The following is a 22175-nucleotide window of genomic DNA, read 5'->3' on the forward strand; positions in this document are numbered from 1 at the left end:
TGGCTGACATGCTTATATTCCCCTGGTGTGAACGGGTTTGGGATAGCCACTATGCCGCTGAAACTAATGAAAAATGATTTTTTTCTGACCAATAAAAACTCGGTAATGGTGGCCGAGCGCCACCCTCAGGCCAATTTTCCGAGCCATGATCACGAGTTCGATGAACTGGTGGTGGTGTGGCGCGGGAACGGTCTGCATATCTGGAATGATGTCCCGTACCCTATTACCTGCGGGGATCTGTTTTATATCAATGCCAATGATCGCCACAGTTATGAGTCGGTGAATGCATTGGCGTTGGATAATATTCTTTATTGCCGCGAACGGTTTGGCTTATCCGCCGACTGGGCGCAACTGTTGCCGGGTGACGGTGTCAGCCAGGAGCAGCGCTACTGGCGGTTGAGTTCTCTGGGAATGACGGCGCTGCGGGAAAAAGTGGATGAACTGGCGACGGAGTGCATGAAGTCTGAATCACTGTCGGTGCAACTGAGTGAAGCCTTGCTGATGCAGCTGGCGCTGTTGTTATTGCGCTACCGTCATCCGCCGAACAGTGGCGTGCTGCCGGATGCGCATCAGCTCGATTTACTGCTGATGGCGCTGCGAGCCAGTATCACCGATCCTTTTCATCTCGACAGTTTTTGCGCACAGCACGGTGTCAGTTCACGTGGGTTACGGGCGCTGTTTAAGCAGCATACCGGCATGAGTGTGACGCACTATTTGCGTCAGTTGCGCCTGTGTCGCGCCATGAGTTTACTGCGTTACGGCCACCAGACGATTGGTGAAGTGGCCGCCGAATGTGGTTTTGATGACAGTAACTACTTCTCGGTGGTATTCAACCGTGCCTGCGGTGTCTCTCCGCGAGACTACCGACAGCGGTTCGCCGGTAGTCTCCATAGAAGTACATCCGTTCCAACCCTCTGTTAGATGACTGCAACAGTCAGTGGTACGCAATCTTAAAAGCCGCTCCACGGGGTGTCAGGACGCCATGCCCATGCCGACGATATTGGCGGCAAGAATGATGATCAGGCAGCCCAACGTCAGAATGGCGACCGGTTTTTTGCCGACACCCAGCCACTCTTTCAGCAGCAAGCCTACGATGCCACCACACAAGACGTAGAAACTCATGTGCAACATCCAGCTCATGTAGTCATATTCTGGGGGAATACTGGCGTGGCCCCATGCGTAGAAGAAGAATTGTAGATACCACATCACGCCGCCCAGGATGGCGAACAGTGCATTAGTGAGCAGTAAAGGTTTGGCGACGGAGAAGTCCGCTTTGATGGAAATCTCGCGGCGTGAGGCCAGACGAATAAAGCAGAAACCGAGGTTGACGATCGCACCGCCTCCCATAATCACCACGTAACTTGGCAGGGCTACGTACAACGGGTTCAGACCTAAATGCGCGGCGGCTTCGTGCATTGGTGTCGCGGCACTCATTGCAAAGGACATGCCTGCGGAGAAAATTCCGCACAGTGCAGCCAGGATCAGGCCTTTTTTCAGGTTAAATTCTTCAGCTTTGATCCCCAGCGATTTCTCTTTCAGGTAACCGGCATAGCTGACCACGGCAACGCCGATGACCGCCACCAGAACCCCCAGTAACGTCATTCTCCCGCCGGGTGTACCGATCAATAGGGCGGCTTTGCCTTGCAGCACTGGCGTCATCAATGTGCCAATAATCAGGGTGATACCAATGGCTATCCCGATACCGAGCGACATCCCAAGATAGCGCATGGTCAGGCCATAGTTGATATTGCCTATGCCCCACATCGCACCAAACAGAAAGACGGGCATTAGCGTGTAGAGGCTGAATGAGCCGTAATAAGCCCAGAAATCAGGCAGTAAAATGTAGCTCACCGTCCAGGGTAAGATGACCCACGAGAACAAACCGGCCAGTGACCACATGGTTTCCCATGACCATTTTTTGACTTTTTTCAGTGGTGCATAAAAACAGGCGGCACTGGCAGCACCAACTAAGTGCCAGATGATGCCAAGAATGATAGAGCTGCTCATACAATTAACCTTTATGTAGTCGGGCGCTTGAATCAAAAGAAATGATTTTTAATAGGTTATCGTTGAGGGCCGTCGAGGGCGTGTCGTGTAGGTAACAGCACACAAAACGGTCATCGAGCGTAGTGTAGGAACAGCGGTAGGGTGTCACCTTCAACTGAGTGCCACCGCATATAGGCCATTGGCATTGATCAGAAGGTGGTGGTGAGGAAGTTCACAGAATAGGAATATGAAAGGATAAACATTAAAACTTCGAATATATTCCACCTCCTGTGGAATAAGGAATAAATCATCGCCAGCGGTAACATTTCAGGTGCAATATGGTGTTGAATTTATAACATTTGATCCATGAAAATAAAATGAGGACTGCATGCTTATGCAGCGCAACTGTTTGAATGGTCAAATAATAATATATAATACATTAGCAAAAAATAAGCCTGGCTGGCTTATATATTAAATTGTGTTACTGATTTTTATTACGCTGCAATGGATTGTACAACTCGATTTTTTCCTGTTTCACGGCGGCCTGTTCCCAGGCATAGAAGATTTTGTTACGCCCACTGTTTTTCGCCAGATAAAGTGATTTGTCGGCAGCACTCAGGGCTTCGGCGAAATCCCCGTTAATTAATGCAGCGAGTCCGGCACTGACGGTTACGTTGGTTGAAACGTGTACATTGAAATGATGAGAGATATTCAACCCTAATACTTCGTCCTGAATACGCTCCGCCATGCGCATAGCATGCTCCTGATTAACGTTGGACATCACCACCAGGAACTCTTCTCCGCCGTATCGAACGACGATATCCCGTGAGCGGACGGCGTCACGGATCGCAGCTGAAACCCTGACCAGCGCCTGATCACCCATGCTGTGACCATAATTATCGTTGTAAGCTTTGAAGTGGTCGATATCCAGCAGCATTACGTAATGGCTGTCATCAGGCTGGCTCAACAGCGTCTCCAGCTTATTTTGCAGGCCCCGCCGGTTATAAAGCCCGGTCAGTGGATCGATCATACTGAGATCGCTGAATTTCTCTCTTTCGCTATATAAATTGGCCACCATCCGGCGGGTAAAGGCGTCACTGCGTTTGAGCATAAAATGGTGCATGGACAGACCAATCAGCGGCAGGGCGATAGTAAACAGGATTTTACTCGTGTGATTGAAATCATCTAAAAAAATGACTGCAATAGAAGATGGTGCTGCATGAAGGCAAAATGCCAGAAAATTATCCGATAAAGCGATAGCACTGATGAAGAAAACACTGAGTAAGCTGACTAACAAAAAACTGTTATCCGTATGACCAATTTGGTCAAAGCGTAAGGAAATATGCCAGGCCCACAAGGCACCCACAATTATTGAACAGATATTTAAACGGAAGGGGCCATTTTTGCTGTTGAAGTAAGTGAATATTAATCCCAGTGCACAAAAGATGCCGATCATGGCCAGAGGGAATGTGGTTTTCAACGTTTTTAACGCCGGATTCAATATGGCGAATAGCGCAGAAGCACTATTTAGAAAAAAGAATAGCAACATCGAAAGGCGATGTTTGCTTTTAAGCAAATCATTATAGGAATGAAATATCATTAAAAATTCACTCTATTAGCGGGTGGTCTTCGGAATAGATAAGGATGTTGTACCCGAATTCAATCGTACTTCGCTTATTCAAGCAGGTGCGAGAGGTGATAATATGGAAAGACTGCTAATAATCCTGTTATGTGATTATTTTTATTGAAATTAATTAAAAACAGTTGATGGTAAAACTACCACTTTTGGCTCTGGGTGTCACTTCAATGGGGAGCTGGCAGCTAAAAAGATGCGTGATGAGAAAGATTGCTATATGATATTAGTTCTCATTATCAATTTTGGCACAAAATCATGATCGCAGCGATGGTAACGGCATGTGGAATGTGGGGGGTGTGCTGGTTTCTGGGCAAAAGGCTGACCAGCGGGTGGGGTGTGTTATTGCCTTGCGTACTGCTGCCATTTTTGGCGCTGGCGAACATTTCCCTCGAACATCTGCGCACGCTGGTGGTGATAGCCATGCTGGCGACGCTGGTGATGTTGTTGCACAAAACGCTGAGGCATTACGTGTTGCTGCCGTCCTTTGTTGCCGTGGCCGGTGGGCTGGCGGCATTGTCACTCAATTTCAATTTGCTATAACGGTGCTGTAATACGCGGATTTACCTGCCAATGAGATAACATTTTGCTTTAGGGTATTTGTGTGCCTGAAAGGCAGAGGAATATTGCTGAGGAAGATAATCGAAGAGAATCATGTGGTGCGAAGGGAGGGACTCGAACCCTCACATCCAAAGGACACTAACACCTGAAGCTAGCGCGTCTACCAATTCCGCCACCATCGCACAGATGATTTCTTCTTTATCGTTACTGCTTGATTTATATCACCGGATTGGTGCGAAGGGAGGGACTCGAACCCTCACATCCAAAGGACACTAACACCTGAAGCTAGCGCGTCTACCAATTCCGCCACCATCGCTCACCGTGCCGTGCAATATAAATCTATTCGTAGTTGTATTGGTGCGAAGGGAGGGACTCGAACCCTCACATCCAAAGGACACTAACACCTGAAGCTAGCGCGTCTACCAATTCCGCCACCATCGCATTCTCAGCAAAGAATTCATTTGAATTTACTCTGCGAGTCATACAACTACGGGCCGAATTCTAGAGATTTCCTCACGGGCGTCAATACTTATTTCCCCCATTACGGACGTTTGGCGCAAAAAGCAGCATATTCGCCATGGATAGAGCAATTCGCTTCAATTACGCGTGCGAATTGCTCTATCCATGGCCGCAGCGGATGAAGGCTGCGGCACGGGAAGGGTATGCCCCCTGTTAACGTTTTTTCTTTTTACTGTCGCGCGGTGTGCGGCCTAACGTTGCCTGATACACCTTGAAGCGGGCATTCTGCGCCAGCACTTCGTGGCTGCCAAAAGTGGCGTCCAGCAGGGCGGCATACGGCAGGAATGAGTTAGCCACAATGCGCAGATGGCCACCGACATTCAGGTGCTTGGCCGCGCCGCGGATCAGCTGTTCTGCGGCGTGCAGGCTGGTTTGCAACCCTTCGTGGAACGGCGGGTTGGAGATGATCATGTCATACCGCCCGGCGATGTCGGAATAGACGTTGCTGGCGATCACTTCGCCCTGCAGCTCATTCGCAGCAAGCGTGGCACGGCTGGCTTCGATGGCAGCGGCGCTGACGTCGCTCAGCGTGATTTTCATTTTTGGTGAATAGGTGGCAAGCACGGCGGCCAGAACGCCGGAACCGCAGGCGATATCCAGTACTTTACCTTTTACCGGCTGGTCGAAACTGTTGATCAGCAGCAAACTGCCGCTGTCGAGCCCTTCGCGGCTGAATACGCCTGGCAGCGTTTTGATGGTCACTTCTTCAACCATGTAAGTATCCCACCACTCTTCGGCGTTAAACTCAGGTTGTTTTTCCAGACGGCCGTGATACAAACCGCAGCGGCGCGCACTGTCGATTTTGTTCACTGCGCAAATCTCTTCCAGCACGGTGTCAACGCTACGGACGCCGCAACGGTTTTCACCGACCACAAAAACATCAATGCCGACTGGCAATTGCGATAGCAGATTAAACAGTTGGAATTTGGCTTCTTGCTTGCTCTTCGGCCAGTAGTAGATCAGCAGGTCGGTTGGCGCGATAAATTCAGCGTCAGCCAGCAGGCTGAACTGCACGTTGTCTTGCAGTGCGCCACCGAGCATTTGCCCGTGGTGATATTGGTTGGTGTGAACGCGGACCTCTTCGGCACCGGTCTCTTCAGCGAAATTAGCGGGTAAATCATCTTGCAAGTCACCGGCAAACAGCACGCGGCGCCCTGTAAATTCATCACTGTGGCGCAGTATTACTTCACTTGCCGGGGTTAATGCAGACATCAGGTTGTGGCTCCTCAGGAATATAGTCCGGCATTATAGAGGTTTATTGGCGCACGTTCGATGGGTTTGCTAGCATAGCGCGGCATTATCGTGAATTAACGGGCGCAAATCTTCAGAGTAACGGGTCGCCAACAGACAGGAATGGGCATGGCATCAAGACGAGACTGGCTGTTACAACAGATGGGGATTACGCAGTGGACGCTGCGCAAACCGGCTGTTTTACAAGGTGAAGTGGCCGTCAGCCTGCCTGACGACACAAGGCTGCTGATTGTCGCCGACGTACCGCCTGCTGGCGATGACCCTCTGTTCGCCGATGTGCTGCGCGCGCTGGCACTGGCGGCGCAACAAGTTTACCACCTGACGCCCGAACAGGTCGCGATGCTGCCTGAAGGCACTCACTGCAACACTTGGCGACTGGGCATCAACGAACCGTTAAGGGTCGAAGGCACGCAGTTATCCAGCCCGGCGCTGTCCGAGCTTTATCAAAACGCCGGGGCCAAACGCGCGCTCTGGCAGCAGATTTGTGAAAATGAACAGCATTTCTATCCTGACGCCCGCTGATTTAACCCGCGCTTTTCAGATTGAAAACGCCAGCCATGCTTTTCCGTGGACGGAGAAAACATTCGCCAGCAATCAGGGGGAGCGCTATCTCAACCTGAAAATGATGCAGAGCGACGAGATGGCCGGTTTCGCCATCACTCAAATTGTTCTCGACGAAGCGACACTGTTTAATATCGCCATCGATCCGGCCTTTCAGCGCCAGGGGTTGGGGCGTACGCTGCTCGAAGAGGTTATCCGGCAACTCGAACAACGCGATGTTGTGACGCTTTGGCTCGAAGTTCGCGCCTCGAACAGCACGGCCATCGCGCTTTATGAAAGCCTCGGCTTCAATGAAGTCTCAGTCCGCCGCAATTACTACCCTTCCGCACAAGGCCGAGAAGACGCCATTATGATGGCGCTGATACTGGGCTAAGAAACCTCTGGCCCGGCTTAAAACCATTGATTGCCCATCCCGGCTAAATCAGTGAAAATAGCCGGCTATAACTTTTATACCGCTTTGCCTGACGTCCTCTGACGTGATGAACAATGATGCAGGGCGGCCAACCGAAGAAACGTGAAAAACATGTCTCCAAGTGAATTCGCCCTCGAAGTGGCTAAGCGTCGTACCTTTGCCATTATCTCTCACCCCGATGCGGGTAAAACCACCATTACTGAAAAAGTGTTGTTATTCGGCAACGCGATTCAGACCGCCGGGACGGTTAAAGGCCGTGGCTCAAGCCATCACGCCAAATCCGACTGGATGGAAATGGAAAAACAACGTGGTATTTCTATCACCACCTCGGTGATGCAATTCCCGTATAAAAAGTGCCTGGTCAATCTGCTCGATACCCCTGGGCACGAAGATTTCTCCGAAGATACTTACCGCACATTGACCGCCGTGGACTGCTGTCTGATGGTGATCGACGCCGCGAAAGGCGTTGAAGACCGGACCCGTAAGCTGATGGAAGTCACCCGTCTGCGCGATACGCCGATCCTGACGTTTATGAACAAACTCGACCGTGACATCCGAGACCCCATGGAAGTGATGGATGAAGTGGAACGGGAGCTGAAAATTGCGTGCTCGCCAATCACCTGGCCTATCGGTTGCGGTAAGTTGTTCAAAGGCGTTTACCACCTTTATAAGGATGAAACGTATCTGTATCAGACCGGTAAAGGCAGCATTATTCAGGAAGTCCGCATTGTTAAAGGGTTAAGTAACCCCGATCTCGATATCGCCGTCGGCGAAGATCTGGCTAAGCAACTGCGCGAAGAGCTGGAACTGGTGCAGGGTGCTTCGCACGAGTTTGATCACGATGCGTTTATCAGCGGCGACTTAACCCCGGTCTTCTTTGGTACCGCTCTCGGCAACTTCGGCGTGGATCACATGCTGGACGGCTTAATGGAGTGGGCGCCAGCGCCGATGCCGCGTAAAACCGATCTGCGTGAAGTCAAAGCCGACGATGAGAAATTCACCGGTTTCATCTTCAAAATTCAGGCCAATATGGATCCGAAACACCGCGACCGCGTGGCGTTCATGCGTGTGGTTTCCGGCCGGTATGAAAAAGGCATGAAGCTGCGTCAGGTGCGTACCGGTAAAGACGTGGTGATTTCTGATGCCCTGACCTTTATGGCCGGCGATCGTTCTCATGTAGAAGAAGCTTTCCCAGGCGACATTATTGGTTTGCATAACCACGGCACCATTCAGATTGGCGATACCTTCACGCAGGGTGAAAACATGAAGTTCACCGGTATTCCGAACTTCGCCCCGGAAATGTTCCGTCGTATCCGCTTGCGTGACCCACTGAAACAGAAACAGCTGCTTAAAGGGCTGGTTCAGCTTTCTGAAGAGGGCGCGGTTCAGGTATTCCGTCCCATCTCCAATAACGATTTGATCGTGGGTGCCGTCGGTGTACTGCAGTTTGAAGTGGTGGTGGCGCGTCTGAAAAGTGAATATAACGTCGAAGCGATTTATGAATCGGTCAACGTGACGACCGCCCGTTGGGTTGAGTGCGACGACGTGAAGAAATTCGAAGAATTCAAACGTAAAAACGAAACCAACCTGGCGCTGGATGGCGGCGATAATTTAGCCTACATCGCGCCGACGATGGTGAACCTGAATTTGGCGTCTGAGCGTTATCCTGAAGTGAAATTCCGTAAAACCCGCGAGCATTAATGCGCGTTATCGTCGATTTTTAACGTTGAAGACGGCCCTTGCGCCGTCTTTTTTTATGCATTGTGACGGATGTTTTGATTTCTCCGCCCATTTCCGCTGTTCATTTTCCCCGCGTCCTGCCCAAAAAATCGTCTGTTTTTCCGCCAAACCCTAAGACTTATCTGCATTCGGGCCTGTTAACAACGATCTTCCTACTGTTTTGCCCATTCTTGACTATATTGAATGTGTGTCAGCAAATAGTGGCTTAAAGCACTGGTTTGAAGTCACGATGCAGAGTGTTATATCGAAAGGCGATTAAAAGTCAGCATAAAACGAAGTACTCTGCTATGCAGAACGGAAATGCTCAGCAATACATTTGGCTAGAAGGCGTCACCAAGAATGTGACGTACAGAGCCCGCAATTAGGGCTTATAAACTGAAAGGAAAAAAATCGATGAAAAACTCTAAATTTGCCTATTCCATGATGGCTGTTGTTCTGGGTACCGCACTGATGAGCGGTAGTGCATTCGCTGCAACCACAACTGATAGCGCAGGTGCAAAAATCGATAGTTCCATGAAGAAAGTTGATAACTACATGGGCGATAGCGCCATCACAGCAAAAGTGAAAAGTGCCCTGGTCGACGATAAAGCGATCAAAAGCAACGATATCTCGGTAAAAACGGATAACGGCGTTGTAACGCTGAGCGGTTTTGTGGGTTCCCAGTCAGAAGCTGAACAGGCTGTGGCTTTGGCGACTAAAGTTGAGGGTGTGAAATCCGTCAGCGATAAACTGCATACCAAAGATAGCAAAGACCAGTCTGTGAAAGGTTATGCCGGTGATACTGCCACCACCACCTCGGTGAAAGCGAAACTGCTGGCTGACGATATTGTCCCTTCACGTATGGTGAAAGTTGAAACTACCGATGGCGTAGTTCAGCTGTCCGGTTCTGTAAAAGATCAGGCTCAGTCTGACCGCGCAGAGAGCGTTGCTAAAACCGTTGATGGTGTGAAAAGCGTCAAAAACGACCTGAAAATTGCACCATAAGCTCTCAGGTGCGCAGTAACGCATCGTTGAGTGGTCACAACGTCGTGAGTAAAGGTTGCCTGTCACGAGGCGGGCAACCTGCTCTTATGAAGTCAGCATCAACACACTATAAAACAGAACACATGGGGCCTTCCGGCTTAAGAAAATGACCGGTTTTTCTGACACTTTCATTTTTGCAGCTATCTTTAAAAGGTAAGCATTTTTATTATCCGGCCACATCGGGTTTTAAAAAGCCAAAATAGAAAGGTTTAAAACTGAGTGAGGCCCGGGATATTGGGTACACCATGTGAATTGGGCAAAAGTTAAATAGGGTAAAGGAGAAGCTTATGTTTCGTTGGGGCATTATATTTCTAATCATCGCGTTAATCGCGGCGGCACTGGGTTTTGGTGGTCTGGCTGGTACAGCTGCCTGGGCTGCAAAAATCGTCTTCGTAGTGGGTATCATTCTGTTCCTGATCAGCCTGTTTACCGGACGTAAACGACTCTGACATTCCGACGGAAAGAATAAGCACTGAGTAGACTCCTGCCGGAGATTGTATCGTACCCTGTTGGGCCAAACCTGGTTAACAGAAAGTAACGATTTAATCTCCGGTATTTTATTAGAAAATTACAGAACTGAAAAAGACAAGGTATGCTCTGAGGTGAGGCCCATAGATTTTGCGGCCTGTCTACTGAGGGGAAGGCGTTGGGATACAGAATACCTGTCACGCTGGGCAATATTGAACCGCTGGCGTACAAACCTTACCAACCAGGCAAGATTGCGCTGGTGTGTGAAGGTGGAGGTCAACGCGGGATTTTCACCGCTGGCGTGCTGGACGAATTTCAGCGTGCGGGCTTCAATCCGTTCGACCTGTTTATCGGCACCTCTGCCGGTGCACAAAACCTCTCTGCGTTTGTTTGCGGCCAGCCGGGATACGCGCGTCGCGTGATCACCCGTTACACCACCAGCCCTCACTTTTTTAACCCTCTGCGCTTTGTGCGTGGCGGGCACCTGATCGATCTCGACTGGCTGGTGGATGAAACTTCCAGGAACATGCCGCTGGCCATGGACTCAGCTGAAAAGTTGTTGATCGATGGCCGCGAGTTTCTGATGTGCGCCTGTCGCAGCGACGACTACACCGCCAACTATTTTTCCCCCACTCGCGAAAATTGGCTGCCGGTGATCAAAGCCTCCAGCGCCATCCCCGGTTTTTACCGTATGGGTGTCGATCTTGACGGCATCAGTTATCAGGACGGCGGCATCAGCGACGCGATTCCGGTTGAAGAGGCGTACCGGCGTGGCGCGGATACCATTGTGGTGATCCGCACTGTCCCCTCGGCAATGTTCTACACGCCGCAGTGGATGAAGCGTATGGAACAGTGGCTGAGCGAAAGTAGCCTGCAACAACTGGTACGCATGATGCAGCATCATGAAAGCAGCTATCACCGCATTCAGCAGTTCATCGAAAATCCGCCAGGCGATCTGCGCATCTTTGAGATTTTCCCGCCGAAGCCACTCGCCAGCCATGCGTTAGGCAGTCGCTTACCGGCGCTGAATCAGGATTATCACCTTGGCCGCCGCTGCGCTCGTTACTTCCTGTCGGCCGCTTCGCACTGGTTTATTCCGCGCGAGAACGAGCACGCGATGCCCTTTATCACGCCGCGCAAAACACGGCCGAAACGCGTGGTGGTGCCGCAGGAGAATCCCGATAACGTCATTCCGATTGCGGCAGTTGCCAGCACTGTCGAGCAGATCATTCTTGATCCTGCCGTGCTCACCGATCTGGTGGCCGACGGTGGCATGGTGCGCCCGGCGGCCAGTGCATTTCATGATGACGCTCAACACGTCGCTCACAACGAGATGCCGCACAACGATGAGAGCAGCTATAACGAAGGTGAGAATCGGTGAGTTTTCACCTGATTGACACACACTGCCATTTCGATTTCCCGCCGTTTATCGGTGCTGAAACCGAGAGCCTGCAAAATGCGCAGGCCGCGGGTGTGCGTCAGTTGATCGTCCCGGCCGTCACCGCCGATCGTTTTCAGGGCGTGGTGACGCTGGCAAAAAACCATCCGCAAGTTTTTGCTGCGCTTGGGCTGCATCCGATCTATGTCTCTCAACATAACGATGCCGATCTTGAGTTGCTCGATTCTTGGCTATCCAGCCGTGATACCAAAATGGTGGCGGTCGGGGAGATCGGTCTGGATCTGTACATCGATCAGCCGCAGTTTGAACGGCAACAACGGCTGCTCAGAGCGCAATTCGCGCTGGCGAAGCGTGAAAACCTGCCGGTGATCCTGCATTCACGCCGCAGTCACGATCAGCTTGCGGCGATGCTACGTCAGACTCAGCTTCCGGCCACCGGCGTCGTTCACGGCTTTGCGGGCAGCCTGTCGCAGGCGCAGGCGTTTGTGAAACTGGGATTTGCTATCGGCGTCGGCGGAACCATCAGCTACGAGCGGGCGCAGAAAACCCGTAATGTCATGGCGCAACTTCCTCTCTCTTCCCTGCTGCTGGAAACCGATGCACCAGATATGCCTTTACAGGGGTTTCAGGGGCAGCCTAATCGACCCGAGCGGGCTGCAGCCGTGTTTGATGTGCTGTGCGAGCTGCGCAGCGAAACGCCGGAGCAGATCGCCACGGCGCTGCTCGAAAACACCCGTCGCATTTTTTCTCTGCCTGCCTGATAGTTTCAACTGTCTTCCTACATCCTGAAAATTCATTATGTTATTTAAATAACATTTATCTTATCTTTTAGTCCTCAAATACTCCTGTATCAAGTTTGTTTGGCGCAATCACTTCCCTTGTGAATGTTATTATTATAACATTCCTTTCGTGATTACCGGTCGGTAGTCACAGAGTGAGTGGCCCGACTTCTGTTGTCACGAAAGGGGTATACACTCTTTATTCAGGCCAAATTCTGAGCATAGAGCCGGTGTTGTGTGACCTTGGTCTCATTTCACCAAGTAACGTTGCAATGGGTTTTCATTTTGTGTGAAATACTGCACACAACAACCTGAAGTGACGTGTTCAAATAGTCACAACGAATTGGCTGATGCCAATCCAAGCGCGGTGAGAAGGATCTCAGTTGCCAGCGGAAATGATTCACCCTATTTTCCGCACGCTATCTTCAAGGAACCAAGTCCGCTCGCCAACCGTGCAGAATTCTGCTGACGCCCTGGGCGCACCGCAAATTCATGACTGTATGCTCAGTTCTGGCTGGTCGCTGGAATTGAAAATTGTTGGAGAGTTTTATGACCGATTTAACCGCCGCAGCACAACGTGCGCTGAGCCTGATGGACTTAACCACCCTCAATGAAGACGATACTGACGCGAAAGTGATCGCGCTGTGTCATCAGGCTAAAAGCCCGGCTGGCAACACCGCTGCCGTTTGTATTTATCCGCGTTTCATTCCTGCTGCCCGTAAAGCACTGCGCGAACAGGGCACGCCGGACATCCGTATCGCTACCGTCACTAACTTCCCTCACGGCAACGATGACATTGACATCGCCGTAGCCGAAACCCGTGCTGCCATCGCGTATGGCGCAGATGAAGTGGACGTCGTTTTCCCTTATCGTGCGTTGATCGCCGGTAACGAGCAGGTCGGTTTTGAACTGGTCAAACAGTGCAAAGAAGCCTGCGCCGCCGCCAACGTTTTGCTGAAAGTGATCATCGAAACCGGTGAGCTGAAGCAGGATTCGCTGATCCGTAAAGCGTCCGAAATTGCTATCAAAGCTGGCGCTGACTTCATCAAAACCTCCACCGGTAAAGTGCCTGAAAACGCCACGCTGCACAGTGCAGAGCTGATGATGAGCGTGATCGCTGAAATGGGTGTGGGCAAAGACGTTGGCTTCAAACCTGCCGGTGGCGTAAAAACCGCTGAAGACGCTGCACAATATCTGGCACTGGCTGACCGCCTGCTGGGCCGCGAATGGGCCGATGCGCGCCATTTCCGTTTCGGTGCCTCAAGCCTGTTGGCCAGCCTGCTGACCACGCTCGGCCACGCTGACCAAAAATCGACCAGCAGCTACTAACGGTAAAAGCCTAAGGGTTCATTTTATTGAACCCTTATTGTCGAACCTCTGGTAACTACCTCTACATGCCTAGTCATAAAGGAGCACTCCGTGTTTCTCGCCCAAGAAATCATTCGTAAAAAACGTGACGGACACCCTTTAAGCGAAGAAGAAATTCGCTTTTTCATCAATGGTATTCGTGATAGCCAGGTCTCCGAAGGTCAGATTGCCGCATTGGCAATGACCATCTATTTCAATGATATGAACATGAAAGAGCGCGTGGCGCTGACCATGGCAATGCGTGATTCCGGTACTGTCCTTAACTGGAAAAGCCTGAATCTCAACGGCCCGATTGTGGATAAACACTCCACCGGCGGTGTCGGTGACGTGACCTCGCTGATGCTTGGCCCGATGGTGGCCGCCTGTGGTGGTTATGTGCCGATGATCTCCGGGCGTGGCCTCGGCCATACCGGTGGTACGTTGGACAAACTGGAAGCCATCCCGGGTTTTGATATCTTCCCGGATGACAACCGTTTCCGCAGCATTATTCAGGACGTCGGCGTGGCCATTATCGGCCAGACCAGCTCGCTGGCACCGGCGGATAAACGCTTCTATGCGACGCGTGACATTACCGCGACCGTTGACTCCATTCCGCTGATCACCGCCTCGATCCTCGCCAAGAAACTGGCCGAAGGCCTGGACGCACTGGTCATGGATGTGAAAGTCGGCTCCGGCGCATTTATGCCCACTTACCAGCTGTCGCAGGATTTGGCGCAGGCCATTGTTGATGTCGCTAACGGCGCAGGCTGCAAAACCACCGCGCTGCTGACTGACATGAATCAGGTGCTGGCCTCCAGCGCCGGTAACGCCGTTGAAGTGCGCGAAGCGGTGCGCTTCCTGACGGGTGCATACCGTAACCCGCGTCTGCTTGAAGTCACGATGGCGCTGTGTGTAGAAATGCTGCTGTCAGGTGGTTTAGCTAAAGACGACGCTGACGCCCGCAGTAAATTGCAGGCAGTGTTGGATAACGGCAAAGCGGCAGAAATTTTTGGCCGCATGATTGCCGCGCAAAAAGGCCCGACCGACTTTATCGAACGCTACGACAGCTATCTGCCACAGGCGACGCTGAGCAAACCGGTTTACTCCGAGAAAGCCGGCATCGTCAGCGCAATGGACACTCGTGCGCTCGGTATGGTGGTGGTGTCATTGGGTGGTGGCCGTCGTCGCGCCAGTGATGCTATCGACTACAGCGTAGGTCTGACGCACATGGCGCAGCTCGGCCAGAAAGTCGATACCCAACAGCCGCTGGCGATGATTCATGCCAACAGCGAAGAAGCCTGGCAACAGGCCGCCGAAGAGGTGCGCACCGCCGTTGTCCTCAGTGACACTGCGCCGGAAAGCACGCCGGTGGTCTACCGTCGTATTAATTAATGACATGAAAAGGGGGTTGAAAAATATTCATGATGCCCCCAAATCAATATGATCAGTGTGTCGGCCTGAACCGACGCACGCAACGAATAACCAAGCGTAGGAGTGCAAGATGAAACGTACGTTTATCATGGTATTGGACTCATTTGGTATTGGTGCCAGTGAAGATGCTGAAAAATTCGGTGATACAGGTTCTGACACACTGGGACATATTGCTGCTGCCTGCGCCCGTGGCGAAGCTGACAAGGGACGCAAAGGCCCGCTGAATCTGCCGAACCTGACCCGTCTGGGCCTGGCAAAAGCGGCTGAAGAATCGACCGGTAAAATTCCTGACGGCATGGACGGTGATGCTGAAATCACCGGTGCGTATGCTTATGCCAGCGAACTCTCTTCCGGTAAAGACACCCCGTCAGGCCACTGGGAAATTGCCGGTGTGCCTGTGCTGTTTGACTGGGGCTACTTCAGCGATGAAAAGAATAGCTTCCCGCAGGAGCTGCTCGACATCCTGGTTGAACGCGGCAATCTGCCGGGTTACCTCGGTAACTGTCACTCTTCCGGTACTGTTGTTTTGGATGAGCTTGGCGAAGAGCACATGAAAACCGGCAAACCGATTTTCTACACCTCTGCTGACTCCGTCTTCCAGATCGCCTGCCACGAAGAGACCTTCGGGCTGGACCGTCTGTATGAACTGTGCGAAATCGCCCGTGAAGAGCTGACCAAAGGCGGCTACAACATCGGCCGCGTGATTGCCCGTCCGTTCATCGGCGACAAAGCCGGTCACTTCGAACGTACCGGTAACCGTCACGACTTAGCGGTCGAGCCACCGGCCCCGACTATCCTGAAAAAACTGGTTGATGAGAAAAACGGCCACGTGGTTTCAGTCGGTAAAATCGCAGATATCTATGCGCAGGTCGGTATCACTAAGAAAGTGAAAGCCACCGGTCTGGACGCTCTGTTTGACGCGACCATCAAAGAGATGAAAGAAGCGGGCGACAAAACCATTGTCTTCACCAACTTCGTTGATTTCGACTCCTCTTACGGCCACCGCCGTGACGTGCCGGGTTATGCCGCTGCGCTGGAGCTGTTCGACCGCCGACTGCCTGAGCTGCTGGAACTGGTGAAAGACGATGACATCATCATCTTCACCGCTGACCACGGTTGCGACCCAACCTGGCGTGGCACAGATCACACCCGTGAGTACATCCCGGTGTTAATCTACGGCCCGAAAGTCAAACCAGGTTCGCTGGGTCACCGCGAGACTTTCGCGGATATCGGTCAGACCGTCGCGAAGTATTTCGATCTGTCGCCAATGGACTACGGCAAGTCAATGCTCTAAACCCTGCGTCTTTCAAGTTGTAGCGTTGTTGGCTTCACGCCTTCACCCCAGTCACTTAGTGGTCTAAGCTCCTGGGGATTCACGCGCTTGCCGCCTGGCTACAACTCGAAATCCATTGGGTTTAATTTCAGTGATTTTTAATAAGAATTTAAAGGACGATAATGATGGCAACTCCACACATTAATGCGGCAATGGGCGACTTCGCTGACGTAGTTCTGATGCCGGGCGACCCGCTGCGCGCTAAACACATCGCTGAAACGTTCCTGAAAGATGTTAAACAGGTCAACGACGTGCGTGGCATGTTGGGCTTCACCGGTACTTACAAAGGCCGCAGAATCTCTGTGATGGGCCACGGTATGGGCATCCCTTCCTGCTCAATCTATGCCAAAGAGCTTATTACCGAATTCGGCGTGAAAAAGATCATCCGCGTGGGCTCTTGTGGTGCTGTGCGTGCTGACATCAAACTGCGTGATATCGTGATCGGTATGGGCGCCTGTACGGATTCCAAAGTGAACCGTATGCGTTTCAAAGACCACGACTACGCGGCCATTGCCGATTACGACATGGTGCGTAACGCCTCTGATGCCGCTAAAGCGAAAGGCATCCATGCCCGCGTAGGTAACCTCTTCTCTGCTGACCTGTTCTACTCGCCGGACCCGCAAATGTTCGACGTAATGGAAAAGTACGGCATTCTGGGCGTGGAAATGGAAGCGGCCGGTATCTACGGTGTAGCAGCAGAGTTCGGTGCGAAAGCGCTGACCATCTGTACGGTTTCCGACCACATCCGTACCCACGAACAAACCACTGCGGAAGAACGCCAGACGACCTTCAACGACATGGTTGAGATCGCACTGGAATCCGTTCTGCTGGGCGACAAAGAGTAAGATCTTTTCTTTCCAGATGAACGTAAAAAGGGTGCCCATGTGGCACCCTTTTTTAATTCATTCCTGTAAGTATTTCTATTCATAACCATCCTTCCTTTGCGTATAAATGATGGTAATTCGGGCTTTTCACATGCTATGAATCTATTCATTACTCTATTCATGAATCTATTCCATCATGACTGATGTTACCGATATTTTACGTCAGGGCCACGCCAGCGGCGCCGAACTGGCAATAACGCTGATGATCAGTCAGCCAACACTCTCGCGACGTATGGCCGAAACGCCGGGCCTGCTGAAAATGGGCAAAGGGCGTGCAACGCGCTATGCGCTGCTGCGGCCTGTTGCCTCACACTCTGGTTTTGCACTGTACCGAATTGACCCGCAAGGGAACGCGGCACGTGAGGGGACGTTGTATCCCGTCTGGCCGGGGGAGAGTTGCGTGGTCGAGAGCAGTGACGGGCAGTGGAGTCTGTTTGATGGCATACCCTGGTATCTCAGTGATATGCGCCCGCAGGGATTTCTTGGACGTCTGCGGGGACGTGATGTCAGCGTGGCGTTGGGGCTGCCGGCGGATATCCGCGACTGGACCGAAACTCACACCTTGATTGCCCTGTCACAAACGGGCGATGAAACCGTGGGAAATGCCGTGTTGGGTGAGGTTTCTTACCAGCGCTGGTTTACAAAGCCCGCGCTTCAGCCCGTTGCTTGGGCGGATAAACTGACGGTCTATCAGCACTTTGCCGAACGGAGTCTTGAAGGCGAGCAGATTGGTTCTTCAGCCGGGGGAGAACAGCCTAAATTCAGCATTTACGTTGAGCATCAGGAGCGTGCGCCTTCTCATGTTTTGGTGAAATTTTCTGCAACGCAGTCCAATGAAAATAGCCGCCGCTGGGCAGATTTGTTACGGGCGGAAGCGCACGCGCTGAATGTACTGAATGCGCAGGGAGTGGATGCCGCGTGTGCGACGATTATTGCGCACGGTGACGAAGGTCTGTTTTTGCAGGTCGAACGCTTCGACAGAGTCGGAATCTGGGGGCGAAGGGGCGTCGTCTCGCTGGAAGCTGTCGCTGCGGAGTTTACGGGAGCCGCGTCAACCTGGCAGCAGGCGGCGAAAAACCTGTTTGCCGGACGCCTGATCACGTTGGCGACGCTTGAACGCATCGGCGAACTGTATGCTTTCGGAAAACTGATTGCCAACAGCGATATGCATCAGGGGAATCTGTCATTTATTGATCCGTCGGTCGATCCGCGTAAAACCCCGCTTCAGCTTTCCCCCGTCTACGATATGTTGCCGATGGCTTTCGCGCCGGGCAGCAGCGGCAATATGCGCCGTACCCCCGCCCCGTTAAGCCTCGATACGGACATTTCAAAAGCTCAGTGGCAAAAAGCTCAGGGCTGGGCAGTGCTGTTTTGGCAGAACGTGGCCAGCGACGATGCGGTCAGGCGGCTTGCCAGCCAGATGCTGGCGCAGGTGGAAGGACTTACCGCCGATATCCAGCGTCTGGCTTAATCCCTTCTTTCGCGGCTGCGCTTCAGACTGCGGTAGGCTGCCTGGGCTGCTTCTTTAGTTTGCGCTTCGGTGGCGGGCTTGGCCGGGGCGACTTCAGCATCAGGTTCGGTGATATTGAGCGTGGGCGGCGGGCCGAACTCATCGACTTCCTCTTCTTCCGGCTCGTCATCTTCTTTTAACGGTTTGCTGGCGGTCAGCAGGAAGGGGGACTGCTGCCAGCGGCTACGGCGGCCCTGCAACAGCGTGCGGGCGAGAATAATACCGACGCCAAGCGCGGCCAGCATCATCAGTCGTAACAGATTGGTGGTGTTATCCACCTGTTTGGATTCCGTGGCCAGCACGTGCGTATCCAGCGTCAGGCGCAGGAAACCGCTCGGGCCGTCTTTATCTTCAATCGGTTGTACAATCTGGTGATTGAAATAACTCCCTGCACGTTTGCCGTCGAGCGCCAGCCGGTCACGCACCGCGACCTTTTCACCTGCATGGGCCACCAGTGAGCCGTCCATCTCATAAACGCTGGCGTCAAGAATACGGCTGTTATCGGTGAGTTGATTCAAAATAGTGGAAATCTGTCCGATATCAGCGCCATCATTGTCGCTGTTCATCAGTGGAGCCAGCGTAAAGGCCACCTGTTTCGCCAGTGTTTGGGCGAGTTGTTCCACCTGCTGGGATCGTGCAAGCTGATGGCCGAGGCTAAAATAGGAAGCGCCTTGCATAAGCACAACCAATAAAGCCAGGCAAATCAGTACGATAACTGTGCGGTGCAGGCGAAATTTCAGTTTGGCCTTTGCCATTCCATTTCCTTAAGATTTTCGACGACTTTAATGTTGCCAGAAGCGTTCACGATAGGGTAGCTTGATGCGTCATTTATACCCTTCATCCTTCAAGCTGCCTCGGCGTTGACTGCCTTCATGCAACACGAATTTTTTTGGGTATAGAGTGACGTCTTTGCTTTTCTTTAGCCCCCATCGCCCGACAGGAGTCATCATGTCAAACAGTCTGACCTATTGCGATCTTCCCGCGGAGATCCACCAATGGCCGGGACTTCCCCTTTCTCTTAGCGGTGACGAAGTCATGCCGCTGGACTACCGTGCCGGGCATACTGGCTGGTTGCTGTATGGCAGGAAACTCGACAAAACGAGCATTACACACTTCCAGCGCCGCTTAGGCCGTGCACTGGTGATTGTCAGTGCCTGGACCGTTGATGACTATCAGGTCATCCGTCTGGCCGGAGCGCTGACCGCCGATGTGGAAGTGCTGGCTGAATCCTTCGGACTGGACGTGACGCAGTTAGGAAAAGTTCCGCATATGCGCACGCCGGGTCTGCTGGTGATGGACATGGATTCTACCGCGATTGAGATCGAATGCATTGATGAAATTGCCAAACTGGCGGGCGTGGGTGAGCAGGTGGCGGAAGTCACCGAGCGAGCGATGCGCGGCGAGTTGGATTTCGCTGCCAGCTTGCGCCAGCGGGTAGCCACCTTAAAAAATGCCGATGCCAGCATTTTGCAGCAAGTGCGTGAAACCTTGCCGCTGATGCCGGGTCTGACCCGCATGGTGCAGCGTTTGCAGGAACTGGGTTGGAACGTGGCCATCGCCTCCGGTGGTTTCACTTATTATGCCGAATACCTGCGCGACCAGTTGAACCTGATTGACGTAGTGGCCAATGAGCTGGAAGTCCGCGACGGCAAACTGACGGGGCGGGTCATTGGGCCGATTGTTGATGCACAATACAAAGCCGATACCTTGCTGAAGCTGGCAGACAAACTGGGCATCGCCAAAGAGCAGACCGTGGCGATTGGTGACGGTGCTAATGATTTGAAAATGATGGCGGTGGCTGGAATGGGTATCGCTTATCACGCGAAACCTAAAGTCTACGAACAGGCCGAAGTGTGTATTCGCCACGCTGACTTAATTGGCGTGCTGTGCATTCTCAGTGGCAGTGTGGCGTAGGTTTCCCGAATTAAACCAAGAGGTACGTTGTGGCAAAAGCAGCAAAACGGGCATTTGTGTGTAATGAATGCGGCGCAGATTATCCGCGTTGGCAGGGGCAATGCAGTGCCTGTCAGGCCTGGAACTCCATTACCGAAATCCGTTTGTCGGCGTCGCCGACCGTGGCCCGCAACGAACGTCTGACGGGTTATGCCGGTGACACTGGCGTCAGCCGGGTGCAGAAACTGTCGGATATCAGTCTCGATGAGATGCCGCGCTTTAGCACCGGTTTCAAAGAATTTGACCGCGTACTTGGTGGCGGCGTGGTACCGGGCAGTGCGATTTTGATCGGCGGTAACCCTGGTGCGGGTAAAAGTACGCTGCTGTTGCAGATTTTATGCAGCCTCGGCGAAAGCATGAAAACCCTCTACGTCACCGGCGAAGAGTCTCTGCAACAGGTGGCGATGCGTGCACACCGTCTGGGCTTGCCGACGGCCAACATGAATATGTTGTCTGAAACCAGCATCGAACAGATCTGCCTGATTGCCGATCAGGAAAAGCCGAAACTGATGGTGATCGACTCCATTCAGGTCATGCACATGTCGGACATCCAGTCCTCGCCCGGCACGGTGGCGCAGGTGCGTGAAACTGCCGCTTATCTGACGCGCTTCGCCAAAACGCGCGGCGTGGCAATTGTCATGGTCGGCCACGTGACCAAAGATGGTTCGCTGGCCGGGCCGAAAGTGCTTGAGCACTGTATCGACTGCTCGGTGATGCTCGACGGCGATGCCGACTCCCGCTTTCGCACCTTGCGCAGCCATAAAAACCGCTTCGGCGCGGTCAACGAGTTGGGCGTTTTTGCCATGACTGAGCAGGGGCTGCGCGAAGTCAGCAACCCTTCCGCTATTTTCCTCAGCCGGGGTGATGAGATCACCTCGGGCAGCTCGGTGATGGTGTTGTGGGAAGGCACGCGACCGCTGCTGGTCGAAATTCAGGCGCTGGTGGATCACTCGATGATGGGCAACCCGCGTCGTGTGGCCGTGGGCCTGGAACAGAATCGGCTGGCGATTCTCCTGGCGGTGCTGCACCGTCACGGTGGTTTGCAAATGGCCGACCAGGATGTGTTCGTCAACGTAGTCGGTGGCGTGAAAGTGACTGAAACCAGCGCCGACTTAGCCCTGTTGTTGTCGCTGGTGTCGAGCCTGCGCGACCGTCCGCTACCGCATGATTTGGTGGTGTTTGGCGAAGTCGGGTTGGCGGGGGAAATTCGCCCGGTGCCGAGCGGCCAGGAGCGGATTGCTGAAGCGTCCAAGCACGGCTTCAAGCGCGCCATTGTCCCTCACGCCAATGTGCCGAAAAAACTGCCTGTCGGGATGCAGGTCTTCGGGGTCAAGAAGTTGGCGGATGCGCTGGCCCTCCTCGACGATCTGTAACAACGTCAAGAT

Annotated in this window: 20 protein-coding genes and 3 tRNA genes; 16 read left to right on the forward strand and 7 right to left on the reverse strand. The window is 52.7% G+C overall.

Translation table 11 applies throughout. From position 1 onward, the window contains the following. Positions 1–51 precede the first annotated feature (51 nt). Entirely contained in the window at positions 52–921 is an 870-nt protein-coding gene (gene rhaR / locus EAH77_RS11105; RefSeq protein WP_140472596.1) for an HTH-type transcriptional activator RhaR, read from the forward strand. Between the two features lie 51 nt (positions 922–972). Here rhaR and rhaT read toward each other — a convergent pair whose 3' ends face one another. Both rhaT and EAH77_RS11115 read right to left on the reverse strand, forming a co-directional pair. Next, positions 973–2007, reverse strand: a complete 1035-nt coding sequence (gene rhaT / locus EAH77_RS11110) for an L-rhamnose/proton symporter RhaT (RefSeq protein WP_140472598.1) — start codon at positions 2005–2007, stop codon at positions 973–975. 460 nt (positions 2008–2467) lie between these two features. Further along, on the reverse strand, positions 2468–3586 hold the full coding sequence (locus EAH77_RS11115; RefSeq protein ID WP_140472600.1) for a GGDEF domain-containing protein: 1119 nt from the start codon (positions 3584–3586) through the stop codon (positions 2468–2470). Positions 3587–3877: 291 nt separating this feature from the next. Here EAH77_RS11115 and EAH77_RS11120 point away from each other — a divergent pair, with 291 nt between their 5' ends. Next, positions 3878–4162 (forward strand): DUF1435 domain-containing protein, encoded by a 285-nt coding sequence (locus tag EAH77_RS11120; RefSeq protein ID WP_140472602.1) that lies wholly within the window; start codon positions 3878–3880, stop codon positions 4160–4162. A gap of 114 nt (positions 4163–4276) precedes the next feature. Here EAH77_RS11120 and EAH77_RS11125 read toward each other — a convergent pair. From EAH77_RS11125 to rsmC, 4 genes are all read right to left on the reverse strand, one after another. Continuing rightward, positions 4277–4362, reverse strand: a tRNA-Leu gene (locus tag EAH77_RS11125). Positions 4363–4410: 48 nt separating this feature from the next. Then, positions 4411–4496 (reverse strand) — tRNA-Leu (locus EAH77_RS11130). 39 nt (positions 4497–4535) lie between these two features. Next, positions 4536–4621, reverse strand: a tRNA-Leu gene (locus tag EAH77_RS11135). A gap of 231 nt (positions 4622–4852) precedes the next feature. Beyond that, the gene (gene rsmC, locus EAH77_RS11140) at positions 4853–5911 is read right to left on the reverse strand and encodes a 16S rRNA (guanine(1207)-N(2))-methyltransferase RsmC (RefSeq protein WP_140472604.1); all 1059 of its coding nucleotides are present in this window, start codon (positions 5909–5911) and stop codon (positions 4853–4855) included. Positions 5912–6058: 147 nt separating this feature from the next. Between rsmC and EAH77_RS11145 the strand changes: the two genes are divergently transcribed. The 12 genes from EAH77_RS11145 to yjjJ all read left to right on the forward strand — a co-directional run bounded on the left by EAH77_RS11145 (position 6059) and on the right by yjjJ (position 18798). After that, positions 6059–6472, forward strand: coding sequence for a DNA polymerase III subunit psi (locus EAH77_RS11145; protein WP_140472606.1), 414 nt, complete (start codon positions 6059–6061; stop codon positions 6470–6472). Beyond that, positions 6441–6884 carry a ribosomal protein S18-alanine N-acetyltransferase gene (gene rimI / locus EAH77_RS11150; protein WP_140472608.1) on the forward strand — a complete coding sequence of 148 codons (444 nt, stop codon included), beginning with the start codon at positions 6441–6443 and terminating at the stop codon, positions 6882–6884. Before EAH77_RS11145 ends, rimI begins: the two co-directional genes overlap by 32 nt. Before the next feature lie 150 nt (positions 6885–7034). Continuing rightward, entirely contained in the window at positions 7035–8624 is a 1590-nt protein-coding gene (gene prfC, locus EAH77_RS11155; RefSeq protein WP_140472610.1) for a peptide chain release factor 3, read from the forward strand. A 432-nt stretch (positions 8625–9056) separates the two neighbouring features. Next, on the forward strand, positions 9057–9647 hold the full coding sequence (gene osmY, locus EAH77_RS11160) for a molecular chaperone OsmY (protein WP_140472612.1): 591 nt from the start codon (positions 9057–9059) through the stop codon (positions 9645–9647). A gap of 326 nt (positions 9648–9973) precedes the next feature. Next, on the forward strand, positions 9974–10135 hold the full coding sequence (locus tag EAH77_RS11165) for a DUF1328 domain-containing protein (RefSeq protein WP_101075078.1): 162 nt from the start codon (positions 9974–9976) through the stop codon (positions 10133–10135). Positions 10136–10332: 197 nt separating this feature from the next. Next, on the forward strand, positions 10333–11535 hold the full coding sequence (locus EAH77_RS11170) for a patatin-like phospholipase family protein (RefSeq protein ID WP_241673443.1): 1203 nt from the start codon (positions 10333–10335) through the stop codon (positions 11533–11535). Continuing rightward, positions 11532–12314: a TatD family hydrolase gene (locus EAH77_RS11175; protein ID WP_140472614.1), complete on the forward strand. Its 783-nt coding sequence runs from the start codon at positions 11532–11534 to the stop codon at positions 12312–12314. Before EAH77_RS11170 ends, EAH77_RS11175 begins: the two co-directional genes overlap by 4 nt. Before the next feature lie 567 nt (positions 12315–12881). Then, on the forward strand, positions 12882–13661 hold the full coding sequence (gene deoC / locus EAH77_RS11180; protein WP_140472616.1) for a deoxyribose-phosphate aldolase: 780 nt from the start codon (positions 12882–12884) through the stop codon (positions 13659–13661). Between the two features lie 90 nt (positions 13662–13751). After that, positions 13752–15071 (forward strand): thymidine phosphorylase, encoded by a 1320-nt coding sequence (deoA, locus tag EAH77_RS11185; RefSeq protein ID WP_140472618.1) that lies wholly within the window; start codon positions 13752–13754, stop codon positions 15069–15071. 109 nt (positions 15072–15180) lie between these two features. Next, positions 15181–16404: a phosphopentomutase gene (gene deoB, locus EAH77_RS11190; RefSeq protein WP_140472620.1), complete on the forward strand. Its 1224-nt coding sequence runs from the start codon at positions 15181–15183 to the stop codon at positions 16402–16404. A gap of 164 nt (positions 16405–16568) precedes the next feature. Then, positions 16569–17288 (forward strand): purine-nucleoside phosphorylase, encoded by a 720-nt coding sequence (deoD, locus tag EAH77_RS11195; protein WP_140473060.1) that lies wholly within the window; start codon positions 16569–16571, stop codon positions 17286–17288. 175 nt (positions 17289–17463) lie between these two features. Beyond that, on the forward strand, positions 17464–18798 hold the full coding sequence (yjjJ, locus tag EAH77_RS11200) for a type II toxin-antitoxin system HipA family toxin YjjJ (RefSeq protein ID WP_140472622.1): 1335 nt from the start codon (positions 17464–17466) through the stop codon (positions 18796–18798). Here the strand turns inward: yjjJ and EAH77_RS11205 are convergent. Continuing rightward, entirely contained in the window at positions 18795–19592 is a 798-nt protein-coding gene (locus EAH77_RS11205) for a YtjB family periplasmic protein (RefSeq protein ID WP_140472624.1), read from the reverse strand. The genes yjjJ and EAH77_RS11205 overlap by 4 nt on opposite strands. A 193-nt stretch (positions 19593–19785) precedes the next feature. Here EAH77_RS11205 and serB point away from each other — a divergent pair, with 193 nt between their 5' ends. Both serB and radA read left to right on the forward strand, forming a co-directional pair. Further along, positions 19786–20751, forward strand: coding sequence for a phosphoserine phosphatase (gene serB, locus EAH77_RS11210; protein WP_140472626.1), 966 nt, complete (start codon positions 19786–19788; stop codon positions 20749–20751). 29 nt (positions 20752–20780) lie between these two features. Next, the gene (gene radA / locus EAH77_RS11215; RefSeq protein WP_140472628.1) at positions 20781–22163 is read left to right on the forward strand and encodes a DNA repair protein RadA; all 1383 of its coding nucleotides are present in this window, start codon (positions 20781–20783) and stop codon (positions 22161–22163) included. Positions 22164–22175: the final 12 nt, after the last annotated feature.

This window comes from Ewingella americana, assembly GCF_006438725.1.
Lineage (GTDB): Bacteria > Pseudomonadota > Gammaproteobacteria > Enterobacterales > Enterobacteriaceae > Ewingella > Ewingella americana_A.